This window comes from Roseburia porci (assembly GCF_009695765.1).
Classification (GTDB): domain Bacteria; phylum Bacillota; class Clostridia; order Lachnospirales; family Lachnospiraceae; genus Roseburia; species Roseburia porci.
Window position 1 is genome coordinate 48,493 of record NZ_VUNI01000002.1, and the last position, 21,767, is coordinate 70,259.

The following is a 21,767-nucleotide window of genomic DNA, read 5'->3' on the forward strand; positions in this document are numbered from 1 at the left end:
TAAAAGTGGATATATTTTGCCGATAGCTATGTAAAGGAAAGGAAGGAAATGGGGACTTATGTTATGCCAGCGGTTCCTGCAGGATCATGACATCCCATGGGGCAAGAACACTGCCGGCTGGTGCAGTTTTTCCGGTGATGAGATCCGTTTTTCCGGACAGACTTTCTGGAAGCGGCTGATCTGTACCGGAGAAGTTCATCACATAGTAGAAGCGTGTGGTATCGCTGACTCTGCAAGTGACTTCAAGTGCAGTTGTCTCAGGAATCACAGAGTTTACACCAGCCTCGGAAACTGCTTCGGAGAGGATTTTTGCAAGACCATCCTTCTCAAGCTGGGTTCCGATGTAGTATACGTGACCTTTTCCAAATGTATTTTTTGTGGCAGCTGGCATTCCGGCATAGAAATCTTCACCGTAGGAAGCGAGTGCTTCGGCACCTTCCAGATGCGTCAAGTCGCAGAGCAGTCCGCAGGAATAACTTGTGCCATCGGCAAACTGTGCGGTGTTATGCTGCTCCGGTGCAAGTGCGTCAATCTCTTCAACCCAGACTCCTGCCATATCGCGGAGCGGGCCAGGATAACCGCCGAGATGTACGTTATCGGACTGTCCGACAATGCCACTCATAAAAGTGGTGATCAGTGTACCGCCGTTTTTTACGAAGCTTTCCAGAGCCTCTTTCATACCGTCTTTTACCATATAAAGAACAGGCGCGGCGATCATGTCGTATTTTGAAAAATCTGCATCGACTGGAATCATGTCGACAGAGATATTGCGGTTATAGAAAAACTCATAGTACTGGTGGATCTGATCAACGTATCTCAGATCGGCGGAAGGACCACTTGTATATTCGAGCGCCCAGTAATTATCCCAGTCAAAAATAATGCCGACTTTTGAAGGATTTCTGGAGCCGAGAGTTTTCGTGCCGAAGCTTTCTAATTCTCTGCCAAGCTGTGCCGTCTCGCGGAACACGCGGGTATTTTCATTGCCAACATGGGCGATGACAGCACCGTGGAATTTTTCACAGCCGCCGACACTTCTGCGCAGTTGGAAAAACTGGATCGTATCTGCGCCATGTGCCATGGTCTGGTAGCTCTGGGCGCGCATCTGACCCGGACGTTTCAGGGAGTTGTATTTCTGCCAGTTCTGCTGGCTCGGAGTCTGCTCCATCAGCATGAATGGTTCGTCTTTTAATCCGCGCATGAGGTCATGTGTCATGGCAACCTGGCTCCATGGCGTGTCATATGCAGGGTAGTTATCCCATGATACGATGTCCATTTCTTTTGCCCATTTGAAATAATCAAGACCCTTGAAGGTTCCCATCAGATTCGTTGTGATCAGTGCATCCGGCTTCTGCTCACGGATTGCATCGCGTTCCATTTTATAATTATTTAACAGGCTGTCAGACAAAAAACGGCGGTAGTCGATCGAGATTCCGGCAAAAGCGGTCTTGTCTCTTCCGATTCCTTCACTGAGCGCGTTCGGAACAACAATCTCATCCCAGTCATAGATGGTGTGTCCCCAGAATTCCATATTCCATGCGGTGTTCAGTTCATCGATCGTGTGGTATTTGTCCTTCAGCCATACACGAAATGCGTTCTGACAGTTGTCGCAGTAGCATTCTGCGCCATATTCATTATTGATATGCCAGCAGGTAACGTGTGGGTTATCAGCATAACGCTCAGCCAGTTTTGAAGCAAGCGCTCTGGCATATTTCTGGTATACAAGAGAGTTCGGGCAGGCATTGTGTCTGCCACCGAATTTGTGATGTCTGCCTTCGTAATCGGTGCTCATGACCTCAGGATATTTTTTGACCATCCATGCAGGAAGCGCTGCAGTCGATGTTGCAAAAACAATATCGTAATTTTCACGTGAAAGCATATCCACGATCTTATCCAGACAGGAAAAGTCGTATTCATGCTCAGATGGCTGGATTTTTGCCCAGGAAAAAACGTTGATCGTTGCGGTGTTGATATGGGCATCTTTGAAAATGCGCATATCATCTTCCCAGATCTCTTCCGACCACTGGTTCGGGTTGTAATCTCCTCCGTAGAGGATTCTTTTAAATTTGGATTCCATTGTAAAAACCTCCCATTTTTAAAAATCATAATGTTTTAAATATTGCGTTTTTTGAATCTGAAAGGCGTATATCACTTGCCTTTTTATTTCCCTTGATTTATGCTTATCATAATATAATTTCCTGCAAAATTGTATAACAGGAACAAACAGTTTATATAATATTTTGAAACTATTTGGTAAAGCAAAATGTGAAACACCGTATCACAAGCAGCAGGGGGAAATGGAATGTCAATTTATTTTGGAAATCATTTTAGCCGAGAGGCGTTTCAGTTTGATTCGGTCGGCAATCACTGGACACAGGAACTTGTAACAAGACCGGAAGGTTTTCCGATGTATCATTATCTTCAGACGGAATCCGGAAGCGGATGTGTGTCCGTAAAAGGGAAAACGATTCTTCTGGAGCAGGGGCAGGGGATTCTTTTTGCACCGTTTGTGCCGCACAGCTATCGGGCGTGGGAAGGGCGTTGGATCACAGAATTTGCAACATTTACCGGTTCGATGGAGCCATATCTGAAGACGATGATCGGAACCGATGATTATCTTTTGATCGGGGAAGAGAAGGGAGCCGAGATCGAGCGGGTGATTGCAGGCGCAGTGAAGCTGTTTGAGACAACTCCGGGCAATACAAGGCAGCTGTCTATGGACTGTTATCATCTGCTGTTGCTTTTTTCTGAGGGAATCCCGCACTCGGCAGCAGCGCAGCCGGCGTGGGACAAATATGTCCGCCCTGTCGTGGAACAGATTGAAAGCAATTATATGGAAGATCTTTCCGCAGAGCAGCTCGCAAAGAGCGTGTATGTTTCGCCACAGTATCTGTCGCGGCTTTTTGTACGCTATGTCGGCTGCTCGGTATACGAATATCTGACCAATTACCGGATTAATCAGGCGAAGAAGCTTTTGATGAAGCGCGACCGCAAGATCCAGGAGATTGCGCACGATGTGGGGTATACGGATGCCAGCCATTTTATCGTGATGTTCCGGAAACTCACGGGAATGACGCCGGTGGAGTTCCGGCGGCTGCACATATAGTAGATTTATAATATTTGAAGGCGTAAAAGTGTTGAAAGGCACTTTTACGTCTCTTTTTTTGCGCTTTTTCCCCAAAAAGAATCAGGGGGTCAAAAGGTGGCTTTTCGCTTAGTGTCTGGCAAATTGCACAAAACAGTGACTGATTTTGTGACCTGGAAGAAAATTAGAAAATCTTAGTTTACTTGTGTATAACCAGTGTTTTGCTGCCATGGATGGCAGCAAAAGTCTTAACGCCCCATGGACGGGGCGTTTAAGACGTACACGTCACTCTGAAAAAATACAAATCAGGTAAACTTAGATTTTCTTATTTTCGGACAATGGAACATAATAGGCACTGTTTTGTGCAATTTGCTAATTCAAGAAATAAAATTCATCTTTTGACATCCTGATCCAGAAAAGCAATTCGCGAAAATTACAGGCCCTGTTAAGGAATCGATAACTGCCGGTCATGTAATTGCGGTTGACTGCACGTTGCGTGCAGTTTCATGCTAAGAAGGAAAATGATGAAAGAGAGAACATTAAGGGAAATTAAGGAGGAATATGGAATATCCAGGCGGGCCATTCAGGGCTATGAAGCACTTGGACTGGTAGCGCCCACGGGAAAAACAAAAATGAGTTATCTTCTGTATGACGAAAAGATGGTTGAACGGATACGGGAGATACGATTTTATCAGAACGCAGGGTTTCAGGTGAAACAGATTAAAGAGCTGATCGACGCGCCTGCGGATGTGAAGAAAAATGCACTGTGCGACAAGAGAAAGGAGCTGATGCGGAAAATTGAAGAATTGACCAGACTTCTGGAACGAATGAAAAAAATCATTGAGGAACAGTAACGGATAAGCAATGATGATACGGCTGTTATCAGATTCCATAAGCAGCGAATTGAAATTAAAAAAGAGAGGTTGAGATTATGAAAAAGAAAATGAAAAAATTAATGGTAATTGTACTTGTAGTAATATGTATTGCAGCGATTTCTGCATGTAGAACAAAACAGAACACATCGGATCATAGCTTTGATACAAAAACAGAGCAGCAGACGAATGCAAAGTCATTTAATACTCAGGAATCAGAAGCAACAGAGCATACTGAACAGGCGGACAGCACCACAGCCGAAGGCAGTGTTGATGCTGGAACAGACGCCAATGCCAGTGAGGATGCCAATGCCGGTGGAGATGCTAATGCACAGGAGGCAGGAGCAGATGATTCGAATGCAGATATCCGTCCGGAGTTCAAAGAAGCGCTCGACAGTTATGAAGCATTTTTTGACAAATATGTGGATTTCATGAAAAAGTATCAGGAGTCGGATGATACAATGAGCATGCTCGGCGAATACACGGAATACATGGCGCAGTATGCGGATATGATGTCAAAACTCGATAAGCTGGATGATGGAAGTCTGAGCACAAGCGAAGCTGCATATTATCTGGAGGTTGTAAACAGGATTAACCAGAAACTGTTAGAAGTCAGTCAATAAGACTGACTCAAAAAGCCATAATTGTGGAAAACTATAATCAAGTAGTCGGATTAAGAGAAGGCCAGGAGGTCTTCTCTTAATTTGTTATGTGGACATATATGTTCGAAGGTTGGAAAAGTTGAATAAAATACACAAAATAGGTTGGAAAAGTTGCAAAATATGTAGTAAATAAGGTTGGAAAAGCTGCAAAATATATGTATAATAAGGTTGGAAAAGTTGCATATTATATATAATGAGGTGAGCACTATGATAGAACGATGTGCCAAAAGAGAAATAACGGACTGGATTGCTACCGGGAAAAGCGCTTTTTTGGTGACAGGGGCAAGACAGATTGGAAAAACATATCTGATCCGGCAATGTCTGAAAGAAAGTCATTATCCGTATGTAGAATTTAACTTTATTGAGCAGCCGGAACTTATTGCACTTTTTTCCGGTGCAAAGGATGCCAGGGAGCTTTTAATGCGGCTGAGTCTGGCCTCTGAAAAGCCGTTGGAAAAAGGGAAAACAATTATTTTTCTCGATGAAATTCAGGAATTCAAAGATATTGTTACGCGGATAAAGTTTCTTGTTGAAGACGGGAGTTTCCGTTATATCATGAGTGGCTCGTTGCTGGGAGTGGAGTTAAATGATCTCCGGTCAGCACCGGTTGGATATATGAATATATGTGATATGTATCCGCTCAATTTCATGGAGTTTGCAAAAGCAGTTGGAATTCATGATGAGATCATGGATACTTTGCGGGAAAGTTTTAAAAACAGAACGCCGGTAGATACGTTTGTCCATTCCAAAATGATGGATGTATTCTATCTGTATCTGATTGTCGGAGGGATGCCGGAAGCAGTAGATGTTTATTTAAAAACCAATGACCTTGCAAAAGTCGGGCAGGTGCATAAAAACATTATCCGTTTATATAAAAAGGATTTTTCAAAATATGAGATCAGATATAAACTTAAACTGCAGGAGATTTATGATGCAATGCCTGGGCAGCTTGACCAGAAAAATAAACGTTTTCAATTAAACAGTATTGGAAAAGGACTTAGTTATAATCGCGTAGAAAATGCCTTTTTATGGTTAAAAGATGCCGGCGTGGCAATTCCGGTCTATAATATTGCGGAGCCAAAGCTGCCACTTATTATTAGTGAGAACCGTAATTTGTTCAAACTGTTTTTTTCAGATGTTGGTCTGCTTACAAGTTGTTATTCCAATCAGGTAAAAATTGCAATTCTAAATAAAGAAAAGTCAATCAATAATGGTGCACTTTTTGAGAATGCGGTTGCGCAGGAACTTACCGCAAAAGGACATAAGGGATATTATTTTAACAGTAAGAAGCAGGGAGAACTTGATTTCGTAGTGGAATTGGACGGAAAAGTGGTGCCGTTGGAAATCAAATCGGGTAAAGATTATAAAAGACATTCCGCATTAAATAATGTTCTGGCAAATGAAGATTATGAAATCCCGGAAGCATATGTTTTTTCGGAGGGAAACATTGAGATCGATGGAAAAAGAATTTATATGCCAATTTATATGATCATGTTTCTGGATCATACAAAGCTGGAAAATACGATATATAAGCTTGACTTAAGCGGGTTATAAAAAGGTCTGGAACAGAAAATGAAACATTTCAAAATCTGTTCCGGACCTTTGTCGGTCATTACAGCAGCCCAAGCTTCTCAAATGCGTGATAGATTCCGTCATCATCAATATTGGTCGTAACAAGATCGGCGCGGTCTTTGACGGCCTGAAGGGCATTTCCCATGGCAACGGAGGTGTGGGCAAAATCCATCATCTGAAGATCATTTGGTCCATCTCCGATCGCAATTGTATCTTCCCTGCTGGCTCCGACATAATCGAGATAGATCTGCATTCCGGTTGCTTTATGAATGCCGTTGATTCCGATCTCACCGGCATAACCGTCTGCTCCCTCGAGACTCAGTGGAACAGTGTCAAAATACGGAAGCAGCTGTTCGTGTACTTCTTTTACCGGGAAAGGGGAATCATAGAAGATGATCTTTTCAAGATCCGGTTGTTTCCACACATCTTCACAGACCGTAAGCTGTCCCTGGAGCTGGGCAGCCTGTTTCTCAGTCATTCCGGTATTTTCATATTTTTTCAGGATACCTTCCATACTGCGTTTGTTCACGATCAGACCGTGTTCACCCTGATAACAGAACAGAAAACCATTACTTTCCAGATAATCAAAACTCTTTTTCTTTTGCTCTTCTGAGATCACAGCATGGTAAATGTCTTTCCCGTCAGCAACGACACGGGCGCCGGCGCCGCAGACAATTCCGTCAAAGCCGAGTGAAAGCAGTTCGTCGGACACCTGGAAACGGCTCCGTCCAGAGCATACAACCATCTTATGCCCGTTGGCTCTTGCCTGTTTTACTGCTTTTTGCGCGGATTCCGGAATGGAACCGTCGAAGCATACCATAGTTCCGTCGATATCTAAAAATACGATTTTCTGCTGCATTTCTGTTCTCCTTCATAATATTGTGTGTCTTTAAATTTTTAAGTCATTCTAACATGAATGGGTAAAAAACTCAAATGAGCGACGAATTAAATGAATTGCAGAATTCTACCTGATTTTGTCTAATAAAAATAGATAAAATATGATCTATATTTGAATAATAACATATAATTTGGATAATATATTAGCAGTAATGAGAGAAGAGGTATTGGGAAGTGAGCGAATTTATATGGGAGACATCTGAGGAACTGGATAAAAAGATTGCGGACCGTGTCCGCCAGATTCGAAAGCGTCGGTCCATCTCGCAGCAAAAACTTGTAGAGATGAGCAATGTCAGTTATGGATCTGTAAAACGTTTTGAATCAACGGGACAGATATCTCTTATATCACTTACCAAAATTGCGACAGCGCTAGGAATTGCGGATGATTTGAGAAATCTGTTTACGGAAATCCCATACCGCAATATTCAGGAGGTAATTAATGAAAACAAATAAGGTGATTCGTGTTTTTTTTGACAAAAAACTGGTTGGAACGTTGCTTTTACACCGTCTCATAAAGTGGCATTTGAATATTGCGATGACTGGCTTCAAAATGGATTTTCAATCAGTCCATTTTCTCTTCCGCTGAAAAGGCAGGTTTTTATTCCGCAGAAAGATTATTTTCATGGATTATTTGGCGTTTTTTCAGATAGTCTTCCGGATGCATGGGGGCGATTGTTGTTAAGCAGATTACTAAAAAAACGGGGAACACACAACAACCGTTGATGGAAATGGGAAAAATCCAGGGATGAAGGAATTGCTTGCAGTTGGAATTACAGCTGGAATGCAGCAGGAAAAATGCCTTGATATTGCCCAGAGTATTGAGAAGTGTGTAAAAGAGATGCTTGGAGCATATCTTAATAAACATTGACAAATTAATTTTTCAATGCTTATAATAACAGAAATTAAAGCAAGACAGGCTGTGACGGAGTGGTTTACGTTAGAAGAACCGGGGTGTTGTTGGACACTCGCTAAGACAGGCAGTGTGAGCTGTTTGTGAATTAAGGTGGTAACACGGGGTTGATTCCTCGTCCTTTTACAGGACGAGGATTTTTTTTGCTCTATAGAGGGTTACAGAAAGGATGATGATATGTTTGAACTCCTGAAAAGAAATCGAAATTTCAGAATATTTTTTGAGGCATCCTGCATTAGTGGGATTGGTGATTATGTTGATGATATCGCATTTTCCATGTTGATTTATAAATTTACAGAATCTACGCTGATCACCAGTTATGTGTTTGCCATAAAAATGATTCTCTCGTTCGTGAGCATGTTCACGTCAACGATCGTTGATTATAACAACAAGTAAAAAATATTAATTGTAACATCATTTGGACAGGGAATTGTACTGTTAATGCTGCTTTTCATATACAACACCGGCTATATATCAACGTTTATATTGATTGTATTTGTTACGATCCAGACGATATTCAGCACATTTAGTACACCTGCGCAAAATGCTCTTTTGCCGCTTCTTGTCTCTGATGATGATGCGATCACTGCAAGAGCGTCGAACAGTATGTTTCAACAATTTATACAAATATTTTCCTATGTTGGATCTGGTGCGCTGATAACGTTCGTAGGAATTTCCGGTGCCATACTGATTGATATTGTCACTTTCTTTGCAGCAGGGGGGTTAGCGTTTGGTATACAATATACAGAAATAAGCAGCAATTGCAGAAAAGAAATGAATTTTTCGCAAACGATCAAAGAAGGGTTTGGGTTCATTTTTACCAGCAGAATGATAATTGCCATTTTGGTTGTGACCTTTATGGGAAATATCTTTGCTTCTCCGGTCGATACGTTATCGGTTGCTTATTTTTCAAATTTTTTCACGGAAAAATATATGTATTCTGTATTCATGGCGGCAATCGCGATTGGAGGAATTATTGGGACCTGGAGTCTTACCAGATTAAAAGACAGGATACCTATGAACCGGTTGTTTGCACTTGGATTTGCCGTTGGCGGTTGTGGAATTATGTTAATGTTTTTCTATCATCATGCTGCCTTTCCGGTCATAGCTGGATTTTTGTATGGAATCTCAAACGGCTTTGTTTCCATTATGAACGGCGTTTTATTGCAGATCAATACTCCGCGAGAAATGATGGGAAGAGTATTTAGTGCCTTTCGCTGTGTTTCCTTTGCATCAGGTCCGGTTGGAATGATCGCTGTTGGTTATCTGGGCGAATCTGTCGGGCTTAACAAAATCTTTTGCGGGTTAGGTTGTTTATTGATTGTGACTGCTTTTGTGGCACTGAAATATACTGCCTCATCGCAAAATAAACATTGACAAATTAATTTTTCAGTGGCTATAATAAAAATAATTGAAGCATACACAGGCTTTGACGGGAAGAAGTAGTAGTTTGTGGAACATACAGAAAGCAGCCGGTTGATGAGAGGCGCATGGAAAGCAGATTCCGAATACATCCCCGAGCTTCGCACCAAATTTGTTTTTGCATGGAAGATATGCAGACAATAGTAGGCTGTGACGGAGTGGTTCACGTTAGAAGAACCGGAGTGTTGTCGGACACTCGCTAAGACAGGCAGCGTGAGCTGTTTGTGAATTAAGGTGGTAACACGAGTTTGATTCCTCGTCCTTTTACAGGGCGGGGATTTTTTAATTTCATGGTAACTATTCAGGCGTATGCGGAAACTATCCGATTCCAAATAGTTCCATTTCAGAAAAGGAGATCAAAATATGACTTTATATGATGAATTAGTTGCCCGCGGTCTGATTGCGCAGGTAACCGACGAAGAAGAAATCAAAGAACTGATCAACAACGGAAAAGCAACATTTTACATTGGATTCGATCCAACAGCAGACAGCCTTCACGTAGGACATTTTATGGCACTTTGCCTTATGAAACGTCTTCAGGCAGCAGGAAACAAGCCGATCGCCCTGATCGGTGGTGGAACTGCAATGATTGGAGATCCATCTGGACGTACCGACATGCGTCAGATGATGACACCGGAGACAATTCAGCACAACTGTGACTGCTTCAAGAAACAGATGAGCCGTTTTATCGACTTCAGTGACGGAAAAGCCCTTATGGTCAACAATGCAGACTGGTTAATGGATCTGAATTACATCGACGTACTGCGTGAGGTTGGCGCACACTTTTCCGTAAACCGTATGCTGACAGCAGAGTGCTACAAACAGCGTATGGAAAAAGGATTAAGCTTCTTAGAGTTCAACTACATGATCATGCAGAGCTACGATTTTTACACCTTATTCCAGAAATACGGATGTAACATGGAGTTCGGTGGAGATGACCAGTGGAGCAACATGCTTGGAGGAACCGAGCTGATCCGTCGTAAATTAGGAAAAGACGCATATGCAATGACCATCAACCTTCTTTTGAATTCCGAAGGAAAGAAAATGGGTAAAACACAGTCCGGTGCAGTATGGCTTGATCCAAACAAGACTTCTCCATTCGAGTTCTTCCAGTACTGGAGAAATGTCGCTGATTCCGACGTATTAAAATGCATCCGTATGCTGACATTCCTTCCACTGGAAGAAGTTGAAGCAATGGAAAGCTGGGAAGGAGCCCAGTTAAATGAGGCAAAAGAGATTCTTGCATTCGAGCTGACCAAGCTTGTTCACGGTGAGGAAGAAGCAGAAAAAGCAAAAGAGGCTTCCCACGCTTTATTCAGTGGCGCAGGTGATCTGGCGCATATGCCTACCGTGGAAGTAACTGCGGATGACTTTGCGGAAAGAGACATGGACATCATGGCTGTTTTAGTAAAAGCAGAGCTTGCAACAACCCGTTCCGATGCACGCCGTGCAGTACAGCAGGGCGGCGTTACCGTAGACGGCGAAAAAGTAACAGATATCGCAGCTTCTTACAAGCTGGATGATTTTGCCGGGGAAGGAAAAATCGTAAAACGCGGTAAGAAAAAATTCGCAAAATTAATCGCAAAATAACGGCATATAATGATAAAAATTATTGACAAATACCCACACATTCGATATATTAGTGATAATCTAATTTGAGAATTATCCGTGAGGGAGTAGTTCGCACGAACGTGTGATTTGTCAACAAACCCGGTATTCGTACCTGGCAAATCTTAAAGAATGAGACTCATGTATGGCTTATCCGATAAGCCATACGTGGGTCTCTTTTTTTCTACGTAAATGTATACTACTGGATAATTTTTGGATGGATGCACACTTTATTTATAGAGAAAAGAGGATACGATTATGGCACTTTTTATCGAGCTGCTCTTAATGGGCATCGGACTTGCGATGGACGCATTTGCTGTGTCAATCTGCAAGGGACTTGGCATGTCCAGACTGAACAGGAAACAGGCAGTCGTGATCGGTTTGTATTTTGGCGGCTTTCAGGCACTTATGCCGTTTATCGGATGGCTTCTGGGAAGCCAGTTCCAGCGTTACATCACAAGCATTGATCACTGGATCGCATTTATCCTGCTTGGACTGATCGGCGGAAAAATGATCGTGGAGGCTGTAAAAGGCTGGAATGAGGAAGACGTTGTGGAAGTCGAGGATAAGCCGATCAATCACAAAAACATGCTTGTACTTGCAATCGCTACAAGCATTGATGCACTGGCAGTCGGAATTACGTTTGCATTTCTTGGAACACCGATCCTTGAAGCGATCACCATCATCGGAATTACAACAATGCTCATATCCATCGCAGGAGTTGCTGTCGGCAACTTCTTTGGAAGCAAATACAAGAATAAAGCGGAGCTTGCCGGTGGATTGATCCTTGTATTGCTTGGGATTAAGATCCTGTTCGAGCACCTCGGTATAATTGCATTTTAATGATATCATTTTAATTGACGAAAAGGAGTAAGAAATGAACGAATTATTTCAGAGCGTACCATTTGCAGTCATCCTGCTGATTCTTGGATTTGCATTTCTGGTAAAAGGGGCAGATGCCTTTGTAGAGGGCTGCAGCAGTATTGCAAAAAGGTTTCAGGTTCCATCACTGATCATTGGCATGACCATTGTAGCAATGGGAACAAGCCTTCCGGAGACTGCAGTAAGCATCACCGCATCCGTTACAGGAAATAATGCACTTGCGGTCAGCAATGCGGTTGGCTCCAACATTTTTAATCTGATGATCGTAGTTGGTGTATGTGCCATTCTGACACCGGTCGCAGTAAGAAGAGAAACACTGAAAATTGATTTTCCGTTTTCCATTGTCTGTGCGGCATTACTTCTTGTGCTTGGCGCAATCGGAATGATGCTTGGACATGTGGATGGTGCAATCTTTATCGTTTTGTTTGCGCTTTTTATTCTTTATATGATAAAATCCGCACAGAAATCCCGCAAGGATAACAAAGATATGGATGTCGAAGAGACAGAGTTTGCACTTGAGGTGGAAGAGATCCAGATTATGCCGATGCCAAAAAGTATTATTTTTATCGTGCTTGGTTGTGTGGCAATCGCACTTGGCAGTGACTGGGTAGTTGATGGTGCAACAACGATCGCTGAGGCAATGGGCGTCAGCCAGACACTGATCGGACTTACAGTCGTTGCATTTGGAACCAGTCTTCCGGAGCTTGCAACATCCATTATGGCAGCAAAGAAAAATGAAGTGGATATGGCACTCGGCAATGCCATCGGATCGAATATTTTTAATATCCTGATGGTACTTGGTATTGCAGCTGCGATCAGTCCGATGGCATTTATCACAGAAAACATCATTGATATTGTGATCCTCATGGCATTCAGTGCAATCGTATGGATCATGGCATGGACCAAAAATGAGCTCAGTAAAAAAGAAGGCTGGGTGATGGTAATCCTGTATGCCGTGTATGTTGTATACATCTGCATGCGGTAGTATATTGAAACTGACAGGTAATTGCGAAACTATTGAAATCTGAAGTGAGCATGTACTGTGAGTACAGGTAACTCGCAGGTGCTTCAGAGCGGCCGGTACTTGGCGACCGTACTTTGGTCGCTTATGTACCGTTGCCAGCGATGAGCAGCGAGAGCGTGCCTGCGATTATTTGTACTCACAGTACATGCCAGTATAAATTTAAAACAGTTCCGCAATTACCTACTGTGAATCTGATAGAAAAGGAGAACTCATTATGGCATTTGATTTTGAAGATATGAAAAACAAGATTGTATCCGCAGGAAAAGAAGTAGGAGACAAAGCGAAAGAGGCATCCTCCACAGCAAAGATCCGTCTGGATATCCGTTCCAAGGAGGATTTTTTACAGAAGCAGTATGCGGAACTTGGAAAGCTGTATTATGAAGCACATAAAGAGGAAGAAGTTCCGGAGCAGGAATGCTTTGCATCCATTGCTGAGACATTAGGCGAGATCCAGGCATTAAAAGATGAAATTCTGGTGACACAGGGAGCCGTTATCTGCCCGCAATGTGGTGCAAAACAGCCAAAAGAGCACACATACTGTGATAAATGCGGTGCACATCTGAGTATTTTTGAAGAGTAATACAGGAAAAGGTTGACTTTTTGAAAATCGAGTGATAACGTAATCATAGCTGATAGCCAGTTATTATAATTGGTAATAACAGAATACACTTTTATAACACGTTGAAAAAGAGAGTACGTCTGCAGGAATTTTACAGAGAATTTCCCACCGGAAGGATGTTGAGAGGGAAAGAAGGAATGTGGATGGAAGATGGCTTTGGAGTGGCAGAACTGAACTGACAGGCCGCATGTGGCAGGAGGCAGATAAGTTCTGACGGGACCGCCTGTTATAGCGGAAGATGTTGGTTGACATCTGCAGAGGCTGATTTCGTGAGGAGCCAGCGAATTGAAGTGGTAACACGGGAAGTAAGATCTCGTCTTCATGTATATGGGGACGGGATTTTTTTTATTTGATAGGAAATTCCTATCAAATAAAAATGCTCCGCAAGGATGCGCACTCGCACAAAAGGAATGTGCTGCTTCGCAGCTGTGCTCAGCGCGCAAAGCGGTCAAGCCCCTCAAGATTGAGGGAATGGAAGCTGAAGTGGGCTTGCCCACTTTGTTATTTGAGAAAGGATGAGCAAAATGAGCAAAAAAGGTAAGTTTTATATGACAACTGCGATTGCCTATACATCAGGTAAACCGCATATTGGAAACACATACGAGATCATTCTTGCGGATGCGATCGCAAGATACAGACGTGCGGAGGGATATGACGTATATTTCCAGACTGGAACAGATGAGCATGGACAGAAGATCCAGGAAAAGGCTGAAGCAGCAGGAATCACTCCAAAGGAATTCGTAGATCAGGTATCCGGAGAGGTAAAACGCATCTGGGATCTTGTCAATGCGTCTTATGACAACTTTATCCGTACAACCGATGAAGATCATGAAAAATGCGTAAAGAAGATCTTTAAGAAACTGTATGATCAGGGGGATATATACAAAAGTTCTTATGAAGGCTTATACTGTACACCTTGTGAGTCCTTCTGGACAGAGTCACAGCTCGTCGACGGAAAATGCCCGGACTGCGGACGTGAGGTAAAACCTGCAAAAGAGGAAGCATATTTCTTCAAAATGAGCAAATATGCAGACCGTCTGATCGACTATATCAATACACATCCGGACTTTATCCAGCCGGTATCCAGAAAGAACGAGATGATGAACAACTTCCTGCTTCCTGGCCTGCAGGATCTGTGCGTATCCAGAACTTCTTTCAGCTGGGGAATTCCAGTAGATTTTGATCCAAAACATGTCGTATATGTATGGCTGGATGCACTGACCAACTATATTACGAAGATTGGTTATGATCCTGACGGATCTTCTGATCTTTTCAAGAAAAACTGGCCTGCAGATCTGCATCTGATCGGAAAAGACATTGTCCGTTTCCATACGATTTACTGGCCGATCTTCTTAATGGCACTGGATCTTCCGCTTCCAAAGCAGGTATTTGGTCATCCATGGCTGCTTCAGGGCGGTGAGAAAATGAGTAAATCCAAAGGAAACGTTATTTACGCAGATGATCTTGTAGATCTTTTCGGAGTAGATGCAACACGTTATTTCGTACTGCATGAGATGCCATTCGAAAACGATGGTGTGATCACATGGGATCTTGTAATCGAGCGTTACAATTCTGACCTTGCGAATATCCTTGGAAACCTGGTAAACAGAACTGTATCCATGAGCAACAAATATTTTGATGGTGTAGTAAAGAGCACAGGAGTAACCGAGGATGTGGACGCAGACTTAAAGGCTGTTGTGACCGGAACAAAAGCACGTACTGCTGAGAAAATGGAGAAACTCCGTGTGGCAGATGCCATCACAGAAGTGTTTGCACTTTTCCGCCGCTGCAACAAATACATCGATGAGACAACACCATGGGTACTTGCAAAGGATGAGGCAAAGAAAGACCGCTTAAGTGAGGTACTTTATAACCTCGTTGAGTCCATTACGATCGGAGCAAGCCTTCTGCACAGCTTCCTTCCAGAGACCGCAGAGAAGATCGTGGCACAGTTAAATACGACACTTCGCGATTACGATGATCTGGATCAGTTCGGTCTTTACGAGAACGGAAACAAAGTGACAGAGACTCCTGCAATCTTATTTGCACGTCTGGATGCAAAAGAGGTTATGCCTAAGATCGAAGAAATCAAGGCTGCCCAGAAAGCAGAGTATGAAGCGGAACAGAAAAAGCTTGCCGGTGAGAACGCCGATTCCAGTGATGGAGATGAGACGGTGATCGACATCGAAGCCAAGGATGAGATCACATTTGATGATTTTACAAAAATGCAGTTCCAGGTAGGCGAGATCATTGCCTGTGAGGCAGTAGAAAAATCCAAAAAACTGCTTTGCTCCCAGGTTAAGATCGGAAGCCAGGTAAAACAGATCGTATCCGGAATCCGCAAATACTATTCACCGGAAGAAATGGTTGGTAAAAAGGTTATGGTTCTTGTAAACTTAAAACCTGCAAAATTAGCCGGTGTACTCTCAGAAGGAATGCTGCTTTGCGCAGAAGACGAAAATGGAGAACTTGCACTGATGACTCCGGAAAAATCTATGCCAAGTGGAGCAGAAATCTGTTAAAATACAAATAGAAGAAAATGCAAAAGAGAGGTATCAGCTATGGAGTATCTGGATATCGTAGATGAAAAGGGCAACCCAACCGGCAAAACAGTAGAAAGAACACAGGCGCACCGTGAAGGATGCCGCCATCGTACTTCCCATGTGTGGATTGTAAGAAGAAAAAATGGAAGAATCCAGATCCTTTTGCAGAAACGATGTGAGCAGAAGGATTCCTTCCCGGGATGCTATGATATTTCAAGTGCGGGACATATTCCTGCCGGTGTCGATTATGTGCCATCGGCAATCCGTGAACTGAAGGAGGAACTCGGACTGGATGTTTCTCCTTCTGAGCTGATCGACTGTGGTTTACACGATTTATCCGCAAATGCAACATTTCATGGAGCAAAATTTGTGGATAACCAGGTAAGCCGGGTATTTCTTTTGTGGAAAGACGTAGAAGTGGAGGATCTTCATATTCAGAAGGAAGAACTCGAAAGTGTCATGTGGCTTGATTTTGAAGAGTGTATGGAAGATGTGCGCACAAACAAGATCAAGCACTGCATTGATATTGAAGAACTTGAACTGATTAAGGAGCATTTTTGATGATTTTTGAGACTCATGCACATTATGATGATGAGAAATTTGATGGGGACAGAGAAGAACTGATCGCAAAGCTTCCGGAAGCCGGAATCGGTCACGTAATCAATGTCGGAGCTTCCATCGAGAGCACAAAAACGACGCTCGAACTTGTGAAAAAGCATGATTTTATGTATGCAGCGGTCGGTGTGCATCCAAGTGATGTGGATGGGCTGAATGAAGAGACTTTTGCATGGCTTGCGGAACAGACCCGTTTCGATAAAACGGTGGCAGTCGGTGAGATCGGTCTGGATTACTACTGGGATAAAGAGCCTGAGGTTCAGAAGAATCAGAGGATCTGGTTTCAAAAACAGATGGAACTTGCCCGTGAGGCAGATCTTCCGGTCATTATCCATTCCAGAGATGCAGCCGAGGATACAATGCGCATTATGAAAGAGATCCATGCGGAGGAGATTCCTGGCGTGATCCACTGTTATTCGTATTCGCCGGAAATGGCAAAGGAATTCGTGAAAATGGGTTACTATATCGGTGTAGGCGGAGTCGTCACCTTTAAAAATGCCAAAAAACTTGTTCAGACCGTACAGGAAATTCCGATCGAGCGGATACTTCTCGAGACCGACTGTCCGTATATGGCACCGGAGCCACACCGCGGCACAAGAAACAGTTCGTTAAATCTCCCTTATGTTGCCGCAAAAATAGCAGAACTCAAGGGAATTTCTGCGGAAGAAGTCTGCAGCATCACGGAGCAGAACGCATACCGCCTTTTTTCGAAGGTTCGGTGATATTTTAAAAGGAGAACATAAATATGGAACAATTTAAGGATCGTGAGGCATTTGATGCATACTGGAATGAGAATTATGTGCCTCTCAGCTATAAAGATGTGCAGGAAGAGTTTGAAAATTATGTAAAAGAAGCAGAAAAGCACATTTTCCTTTCAGACTATGAAGAGGGTGGAAGCATCGCAAAAGCAGATTTCATGAATAATCTTTCGCAGACTGCACAGTTTACATTTCAGGATACACTGACCGAGGCTTTTTACGAGAAGAATCCAGAACTTTATGAAACGGCTTTTGCAATTTATGAGGAAGCACAGATGGCTGGCGAGAAAGATAACAATGTCGCTCAGACCTTTCATGAGGAATACCAGCGTTTGTATCAGGAATTTTTGAATGAAATGTTTGATACATTTTTCGGCGAATAGTCAGGGAGGATACAGATGGCAACACTTGGAAATCCGAAAAATACCATAGAGGTATTACAGAAATACAAATTTAATTTTCAGAAGAAATTCGGACAGAACTTCCTGATCGACACCAGAATCTTAGAGGAGATTATTGATGCAGCGCAGATCACCAAGGATGATTTTGTGCTGGAGATCGGACCTGGAATCGGAACGATGACACAGTATCTGTGTGAGGCAGCCAGAGAAGTGGTTGCGGTTGAGATTGATACGAATCTGATTCCGATTCTTCAGGATACCTTAAAAGAATACGATAATGTAGAAGTGCTGAATCAGGATATTTTAAAGGTGGATATCAACAAACTTGCGCATGAGAAGAATGAAGATCGTCCGATCAAAGTTGTGGCAAACCTTCCATATTATATTACGACACCGATCATTATGGGACTTTTTGAAAGCCATGTTCCGATCGACAGCATTACGATTATGGTACAGAAAGAAGTTGCAGACCGTATGCAGGTAGGACCTGGAACCAAAGATTACGGTGCATTGTCGCTGGCTGTACAGTATTATGCAAAGCCTGAGATCGTGGTCAATGTACCGCCGAGCTGTTTTATGCCACAGCCAAAGGTAGGAAGCGCAGTGATACGGCTGACCCGTCATGCCAAACCTCCGGTGGATGTGGAGGATGAGAAGCTGATGTTCCAGGTGATCCGTGGCTCGTTCAACCAGAGACGGAAAACACTTGCCAACGGACTCAACAATTATGGCGGAATTCCGCTTTCCAAAGAGCTGATCCAGGAAAGCATTGAGGAGCTTGGTGTTCCGGTTAATATCCGCGGAGAAGCGCTGACACTCGAGCAGTTTGCCAGACTCAGTAACATTATTAAGAAAAAATTGTAAAAACTCATTCGCTAAGAATCAGAAAACAATCTGTATAAAAAAACGAGAGGCGGAAACACTGTAGTTAGAACATAAATTTTGACTATGGAGGAGACGCCGATGAGAAAAAGACAATATATAGCAGCTGTCGCCTGTCTTGTTGCAGGCGCAATTGGTTTTGTGGGAGTATATTCTACAGAGAAAGCACAGGAGCGAAGGGCACAGGAAGAACAGACCAGACAGGAACAGATGGCCCAGGAGCAGGACACCGAGGAGTCTTATGAGGCATCCAATATTTTGGAACCGGAGCCAAAAACGGAGGAAAAAGAACCGGAGCAGGTGTCGGTCGAGCCACAGACCCCTCAGGAGCCAGAGGCGGAGCCGACGGTTTCGCAGGAGACATTGCATTTTGCGGCAGAGGATGGTCTGACATGGCCGCTTGATGGGGATGTTCTTCTGAATTATAGCATGGATTCGACGATTTTTTTCCCGACGCTGCAGCAGTATCAGTATAATCCTGCCATTGTCATTCATGGAGATGTCAATGACAAGGTGTATATTGCGGCAAAAGGAAAAATCACGGATATTTCCACCAACGAGGTTACCGGGCTTACGGTGACAGAGGATCTTGGAGATGGTTTTTCCGCCGTGTACGGACAGTTGAAAGAATTAAATTTTGACGTTGGTGATATGGTAGAAGCAGGACAGGTCATCGGATATGTCAGTGAACCTACCAAATATTATTCTGTGGAAGGCAGCAATGTTTATTTTGAACTTCTAAAGGATGGTCAGCCGACGGACCCCTTTGAATATCTTGAATAAAGGAGGAAATCCGAATGGATTTTAGTGAATATAGTGATGGAATTCGAAAATGGACAAATGAAGTATTGGAAAGTCGCGGAGTAGATGCGGAACAGACACTGAAATCCTGTAACGAGATTATTTCCTACGGAGTACAGACAAAGGACAGTAAATTATTAGGTTTCGCCTACTTTTATGCGGGCGAAACCTATTACTGTTTAAATGATAATGAGAATTTTTTTCAATGCATCACACAGGCGGTATCTTATCTGGACACCGTGCAGGAGTGGGAGCTTTTAACCAAATCGTATAACTTCCTTGGAATTGTGGCATGCAACCGTGGAAACACCCTGATCTCCCTGGATTATTACATGAATGCCATCCATTACTGCAAAAAATATCATCTGCAAAAAGAAGAGAGTATCATCAACGTCAACATTGGTTCGCTGGATCTGATGTGTGGACGATATGCCGAGGCTCAGTGTTATCTGGAGAGAGCGTTGCATTATGTGGAAAAACAGCCAAAGGATGAGTGGTATCATACATTTATGCTGTGTATATACAGCAATCTGATCAAATCTCTTACATTTCAGAAGAAACTGGATGCAGTTCCAAAGATAATGGAATATATATACCGCGACCACTGGCAATACGCGGAAGATTTAGACAAGCTTTCCGTATGGTGTGCGGAGGCTATTTACTATCATATAAAAAACGATGTGGAAAACCGGAATAAGTGCATTGCATCGATTCAGGAGAAAACATCCAACCATCTTACGGTAATGGATATTTTTGATGATTATTACGATTACTGTGAGATGCTTCTTGAGACGGATAAGGACGAAGCATTCTGGCATATACTTGACACTTTTGAGCCGCTGATCAAGAATTCGAACCTGAGTAACCTGCAGCTTAAGATCATTTCGCTGAAGGTAAGATATTACCGGATACATAAACAGAATGCAGAATATCTGCAGGCAGCAGGATTGTACTTTGAACTGTCACAGCTTCAGGAAAAAGAAGTCCAGAAGATGATGAATTCCGTATTTCAGATGCGTAAGAACCTGGAAATGGCAAACCAGAGAAGACAGGAGATGGAACTTCAGAATAAACGTCTGCTGGAAAAATCCCAGAAAGATCCGCTTACCGGTCTCTCCAACCGCTACCGGTTCAATGATTATTCCGAGGAAGCATTCCAGAAAGCCTGCATGAATCATACAAGCCTGACATTTGAGATTCTTGATATTGATTTCTTCAAAGAATATAATGACAATTACGGACATCAGAAAGGCGATGAATGTCTGATCAAGGTCTCGCAGGCAATCCGCAAACTTGCAGAGCGTCATGGTGCATTCTGCTCCAGATATGGTGGCGATGAGTTTGTGCTGATCTACGAGAATCTTACAAGAGAAGAAGCAGAAGAATGTGCAGCTGAGTTAAAAAGAGATATTATGAGCCTGAATCTGGAACATAAATATTCGAAGGCAGAACCATTTGTTACAATCTCCCAGGGATTGTGCTGGGATATCCCGACTTCGGTAAGCCGTATCTGGGATTACATACACAGCGCCGACATGATGCTTTATCAGGTAAAGGAGCAGCGCCGTAACTATTACCGGATCGGTGGACTGGATGCTGTATACAAGAAAAAAGATGGAACCAACAGCTGATCCGTGCATAATATAGAATGTGTAACATCAAATATCCGCAATCGTTTCCTTTTTACAGTTTTACAGCCGAATGGGATGTTACCAGAAGACTGGGATGCGCCAGAAGGCGTTTATGGGAAAGTACGTATCATATAACGATTGCTTTATGATACCTGCAGGGGAGGTTTGCAGGCCCTGCAGTACATAACAAAGAGACGGCTGAGAGATTATGAAAAAAGAAAACACACAGGAACAGAAAAACGAAGAAAATTACACATATATGGTGAGATGCAGCGATGGAAGCTTTTATATCGGATGGACGAATCATCTGGAAAAGCGGATCAAAGCCCACAACAGTGGCAACGGTGCCAAGTATACGAAATCGCGGCGTCCGGTCGAGCTTGTCTATTATGAGACTTTCCGGACGAAACAGGAGGCTATGAGCAGAGAGTATCATCTCAAGCAGCTGACACACGGGCAGAAGCAGGAACTTCTTGACAAAACGCCGAATAACTGTTATGCTAACCAACGCTGTTTAAGTAAATAAACACGTATCAATTCAGTAACCAGGGACACTGACGCAGTGTCTCTTTTTTTGGGAAGGAAT

The 21,767-nt window shown here is 43.1% G+C and carries 22 protein-coding genes and 1 pseudogene; 21 read left to right on the forward strand and 2 right to left on the reverse strand.

What is annotated here, in order from left to right; translation table 11 throughout:
- Positions 1-61 precede the first annotated feature (61 nt).
- On the reverse strand, positions 62-2,074 hold the full coding sequence (locus tag FYJ75_RS01605; RefSeq protein ID WP_154428168.1) for a beta-galactosidase: 2,013 nt from the start codon (positions 2,072-2,074) through the stop codon (positions 62-64).
- A gap of 225 nt (positions 2,075-2,299) precedes the next feature.
- On the opposite strand from FYJ75_RS01605, the gene FYJ75_RS01610 reads away from it, so the two are divergent.
- The 4 genes from FYJ75_RS01610 to FYJ75_RS01625 all read left to right on the forward strand — a co-directional run bounded on the left by FYJ75_RS01610 (position 2,300) and on the right by FYJ75_RS01625 (position 6,170).
- On the forward strand, positions 2,300-3,103 hold the full coding sequence (locus tag FYJ75_RS01610; RefSeq protein WP_154428170.1) for an AraC family transcriptional regulator: 804 nt from the start codon (positions 2,300-2,302) through the stop codon (positions 3,101-3,103).
- 503 nt (positions 3,104-3,606) lie between these two features.
- Positions 3,607-3,936, forward strand: coding sequence for a MerR family transcriptional regulator (locus FYJ75_RS01615; RefSeq protein WP_195838920.1), 330 nt, complete (start codon positions 3,607-3,609; stop codon positions 3,934-3,936).
- A gap of 77 nt (positions 3,937-4,013) precedes the next feature.
- Positions 4,014-4,577 carry a DUF6591 domain-containing protein gene (locus FYJ75_RS01620; protein WP_154428174.1) on the forward strand — a complete coding sequence of 188 codons (564 nt, stop codon included), beginning with the start codon at positions 4,014-4,016 and terminating at the stop codon, positions 4,575-4,577.
- Positions 4,578-4,823: 246 nt separating this feature from the next.
- Positions 4,824-6,170, forward strand: coding sequence for an ATP-binding protein (locus FYJ75_RS01625; protein ID WP_154428176.1), 1,347 nt, complete (start codon positions 4,824-4,826; stop codon positions 6,168-6,170).
- A gap of 58 nt (positions 6,171-6,228) precedes the next feature.
- On the opposite strand, the gene FYJ75_RS01630 is transcribed toward FYJ75_RS01625, so the two are convergent.
- Positions 6,229-7,047: a Cof-type HAD-IIB family hydrolase gene (locus tag FYJ75_RS01630; protein ID WP_154428178.1), complete on the reverse strand. Its 819-nt coding sequence runs from the start codon at positions 7,045-7,047 to the stop codon at positions 6,229-6,231.
- A 212-nt stretch (positions 7,048-7,259) separates the two neighbouring features.
- Between FYJ75_RS01630 and FYJ75_RS01635 the strand changes: the two genes are divergently transcribed.
- The 17 genes and pseudogenes from FYJ75_RS01635 (at position 7,260) to FYJ75_RS01710 (ending at position 21,707) form a co-directional block, all read left to right on the forward strand.
- Positions 7,260-7,538, forward strand: a complete 279-nt coding sequence (locus FYJ75_RS01635; RefSeq protein WP_328596819.1) for a helix-turn-helix domain-containing protein — start codon at positions 7,260-7,262, stop codon at positions 7,536-7,538.
- A pseudogene (locus tag FYJ75_RS14810) lies at positions 7,525-7,790 on the forward strand (HipA N-terminal domain-containing protein); the annotation flags it as partial. The gene FYJ75_RS01635 and the pseudogene FYJ75_RS14810, both read left to right, overlap by 14 nt.
- 40 nt (positions 7,791-7,830) lie before the next feature.
- Positions 7,831-7,953 carry a hypothetical protein gene (locus FYJ75_RS14580; protein WP_268878575.1) on the forward strand — a complete coding sequence of 41 codons (123 nt, stop codon included), beginning with the start codon at positions 7,831-7,833 and terminating at the stop codon, positions 7,951-7,953.
- Positions 7,954-8,172: 219 nt separating this feature from the next.
- On the forward strand, positions 8,173-8,391 hold the full coding sequence (locus FYJ75_RS01645; protein ID WP_154428180.1) for a hypothetical protein: 219 nt from the start codon (positions 8,173-8,175) through the stop codon (positions 8,389-8,391).
- A gap of 9 nt (positions 8,392-8,400) precedes the next feature.
- Positions 8,401-9,372 (forward strand): MFS transporter, encoded by a 972-nt coding sequence (locus FYJ75_RS01650; protein ID WP_328596838.1) that lies wholly within the window; start codon positions 8,401-8,403, stop codon positions 9,370-9,372.
- Between the two features lie 408 nt (positions 9,373-9,780).
- Entirely contained in the window at positions 9,781-11,007 is a 1,227-nt protein-coding gene (gene tyrS / locus FYJ75_RS01655; protein WP_154428184.1) for a tyrosine--tRNA ligase, read from the forward strand.
- A gap of 276 nt (positions 11,008-11,283) precedes the next feature.
- Positions 11,284-11,868, forward strand: a complete 585-nt coding sequence (locus FYJ75_RS01660) for a manganese efflux pump MntP (protein WP_154428186.1) — start codon at positions 11,284-11,286, stop codon at positions 11,866-11,868.
- 34 nt (positions 11,869-11,902) lie between these two features.
- Positions 11,903-12,892: a calcium/sodium antiporter gene (locus FYJ75_RS01665; protein ID WP_154428188.1), complete on the forward strand. Its 990-nt coding sequence runs from the start codon at positions 11,903-11,905 to the stop codon at positions 12,890-12,892.
- Between the two features lie 253 nt (positions 12,893-13,145).
- The gene (locus FYJ75_RS01670) at positions 13,146-13,511 is read left to right on the forward strand and encodes a zinc-ribbon domain-containing protein (protein ID WP_195838921.1); all 366 of its coding nucleotides are present in this window, start codon (positions 13,146-13,148) and stop codon (positions 13,509-13,511) included.
- Positions 13,512-14,074: 563 nt separating this feature from the next.
- The gene (gene metG / locus FYJ75_RS01675) at positions 14,075-16,072 is read left to right on the forward strand and encodes a methionine--tRNA ligase (RefSeq protein WP_154428190.1); all 1,998 of its coding nucleotides are present in this window, start codon (positions 14,075-14,077) and stop codon (positions 16,070-16,072) included.
- A 39-nt stretch (positions 16,073-16,111) separates the two neighbouring features.
- Positions 16,112-16,654 (forward strand): NUDIX hydrolase, encoded by a 543-nt coding sequence (locus tag FYJ75_RS01680; protein WP_154428192.1) that lies wholly within the window; start codon positions 16,112-16,114, stop codon positions 16,652-16,654.
- Positions 16,654-17,430 carry a TatD family hydrolase gene (locus tag FYJ75_RS01685; protein ID WP_154428194.1) on the forward strand — a complete coding sequence of 259 codons (777 nt, stop codon included), beginning with the start codon at positions 16,654-16,656 and terminating at the stop codon, positions 17,428-17,430. The genes FYJ75_RS01680 and FYJ75_RS01685 overlap by 1 nt, the downstream gene beginning before the upstream one ends.
- Before the next feature lie 23 nt (positions 17,431-17,453).
- Positions 17,454-17,849 carry a serine/threonine protein phosphatase gene (locus FYJ75_RS01690; protein ID WP_154428196.1) on the forward strand — a complete coding sequence of 132 codons (396 nt, stop codon included), beginning with the start codon at positions 17,454-17,456 and terminating at the stop codon, positions 17,847-17,849.
- A 15-nt stretch (positions 17,850-17,864) separates the two neighbouring features.
- Entirely contained in the window at positions 17,865-18,731 is an 867-nt protein-coding gene (gene rsmA / locus FYJ75_RS01695) for a 16S rRNA (adenine(1518)-N(6)/adenine(1519)-N(6))-dimethyltransferase RsmA (protein ID WP_154428198.1), read from the forward strand.
- A gap of 99 nt (positions 18,732-18,830) precedes the next feature.
- Positions 18,831-19,532: a M23 family metallopeptidase gene (locus tag FYJ75_RS01700; protein ID WP_154428200.1), complete on the forward strand. Its 702-nt coding sequence runs from the start codon at positions 18,831-18,833 to the stop codon at positions 19,530-19,532.
- Between the two features lie 14 nt (positions 19,533-19,546).
- Positions 19,547-21,181 carry a tetratricopeptide repeat-containing diguanylate cyclase gene (locus FYJ75_RS01705; protein WP_154428202.1) on the forward strand — a complete coding sequence of 545 codons (1,635 nt, stop codon included), beginning with the start codon at positions 19,547-19,549 and terminating at the stop codon, positions 21,179-21,181.
- Between the two features lie 208 nt (positions 21,182-21,389).
- Positions 21,390-21,707: a GIY-YIG nuclease family protein gene (locus FYJ75_RS01710; protein ID WP_154428204.1), complete on the forward strand. Its 318-nt coding sequence runs from the start codon at positions 21,390-21,392 to the stop codon at positions 21,705-21,707.
- The last annotated feature ends 60 nt before the right edge of the window (positions 21,708-21,767 follow it).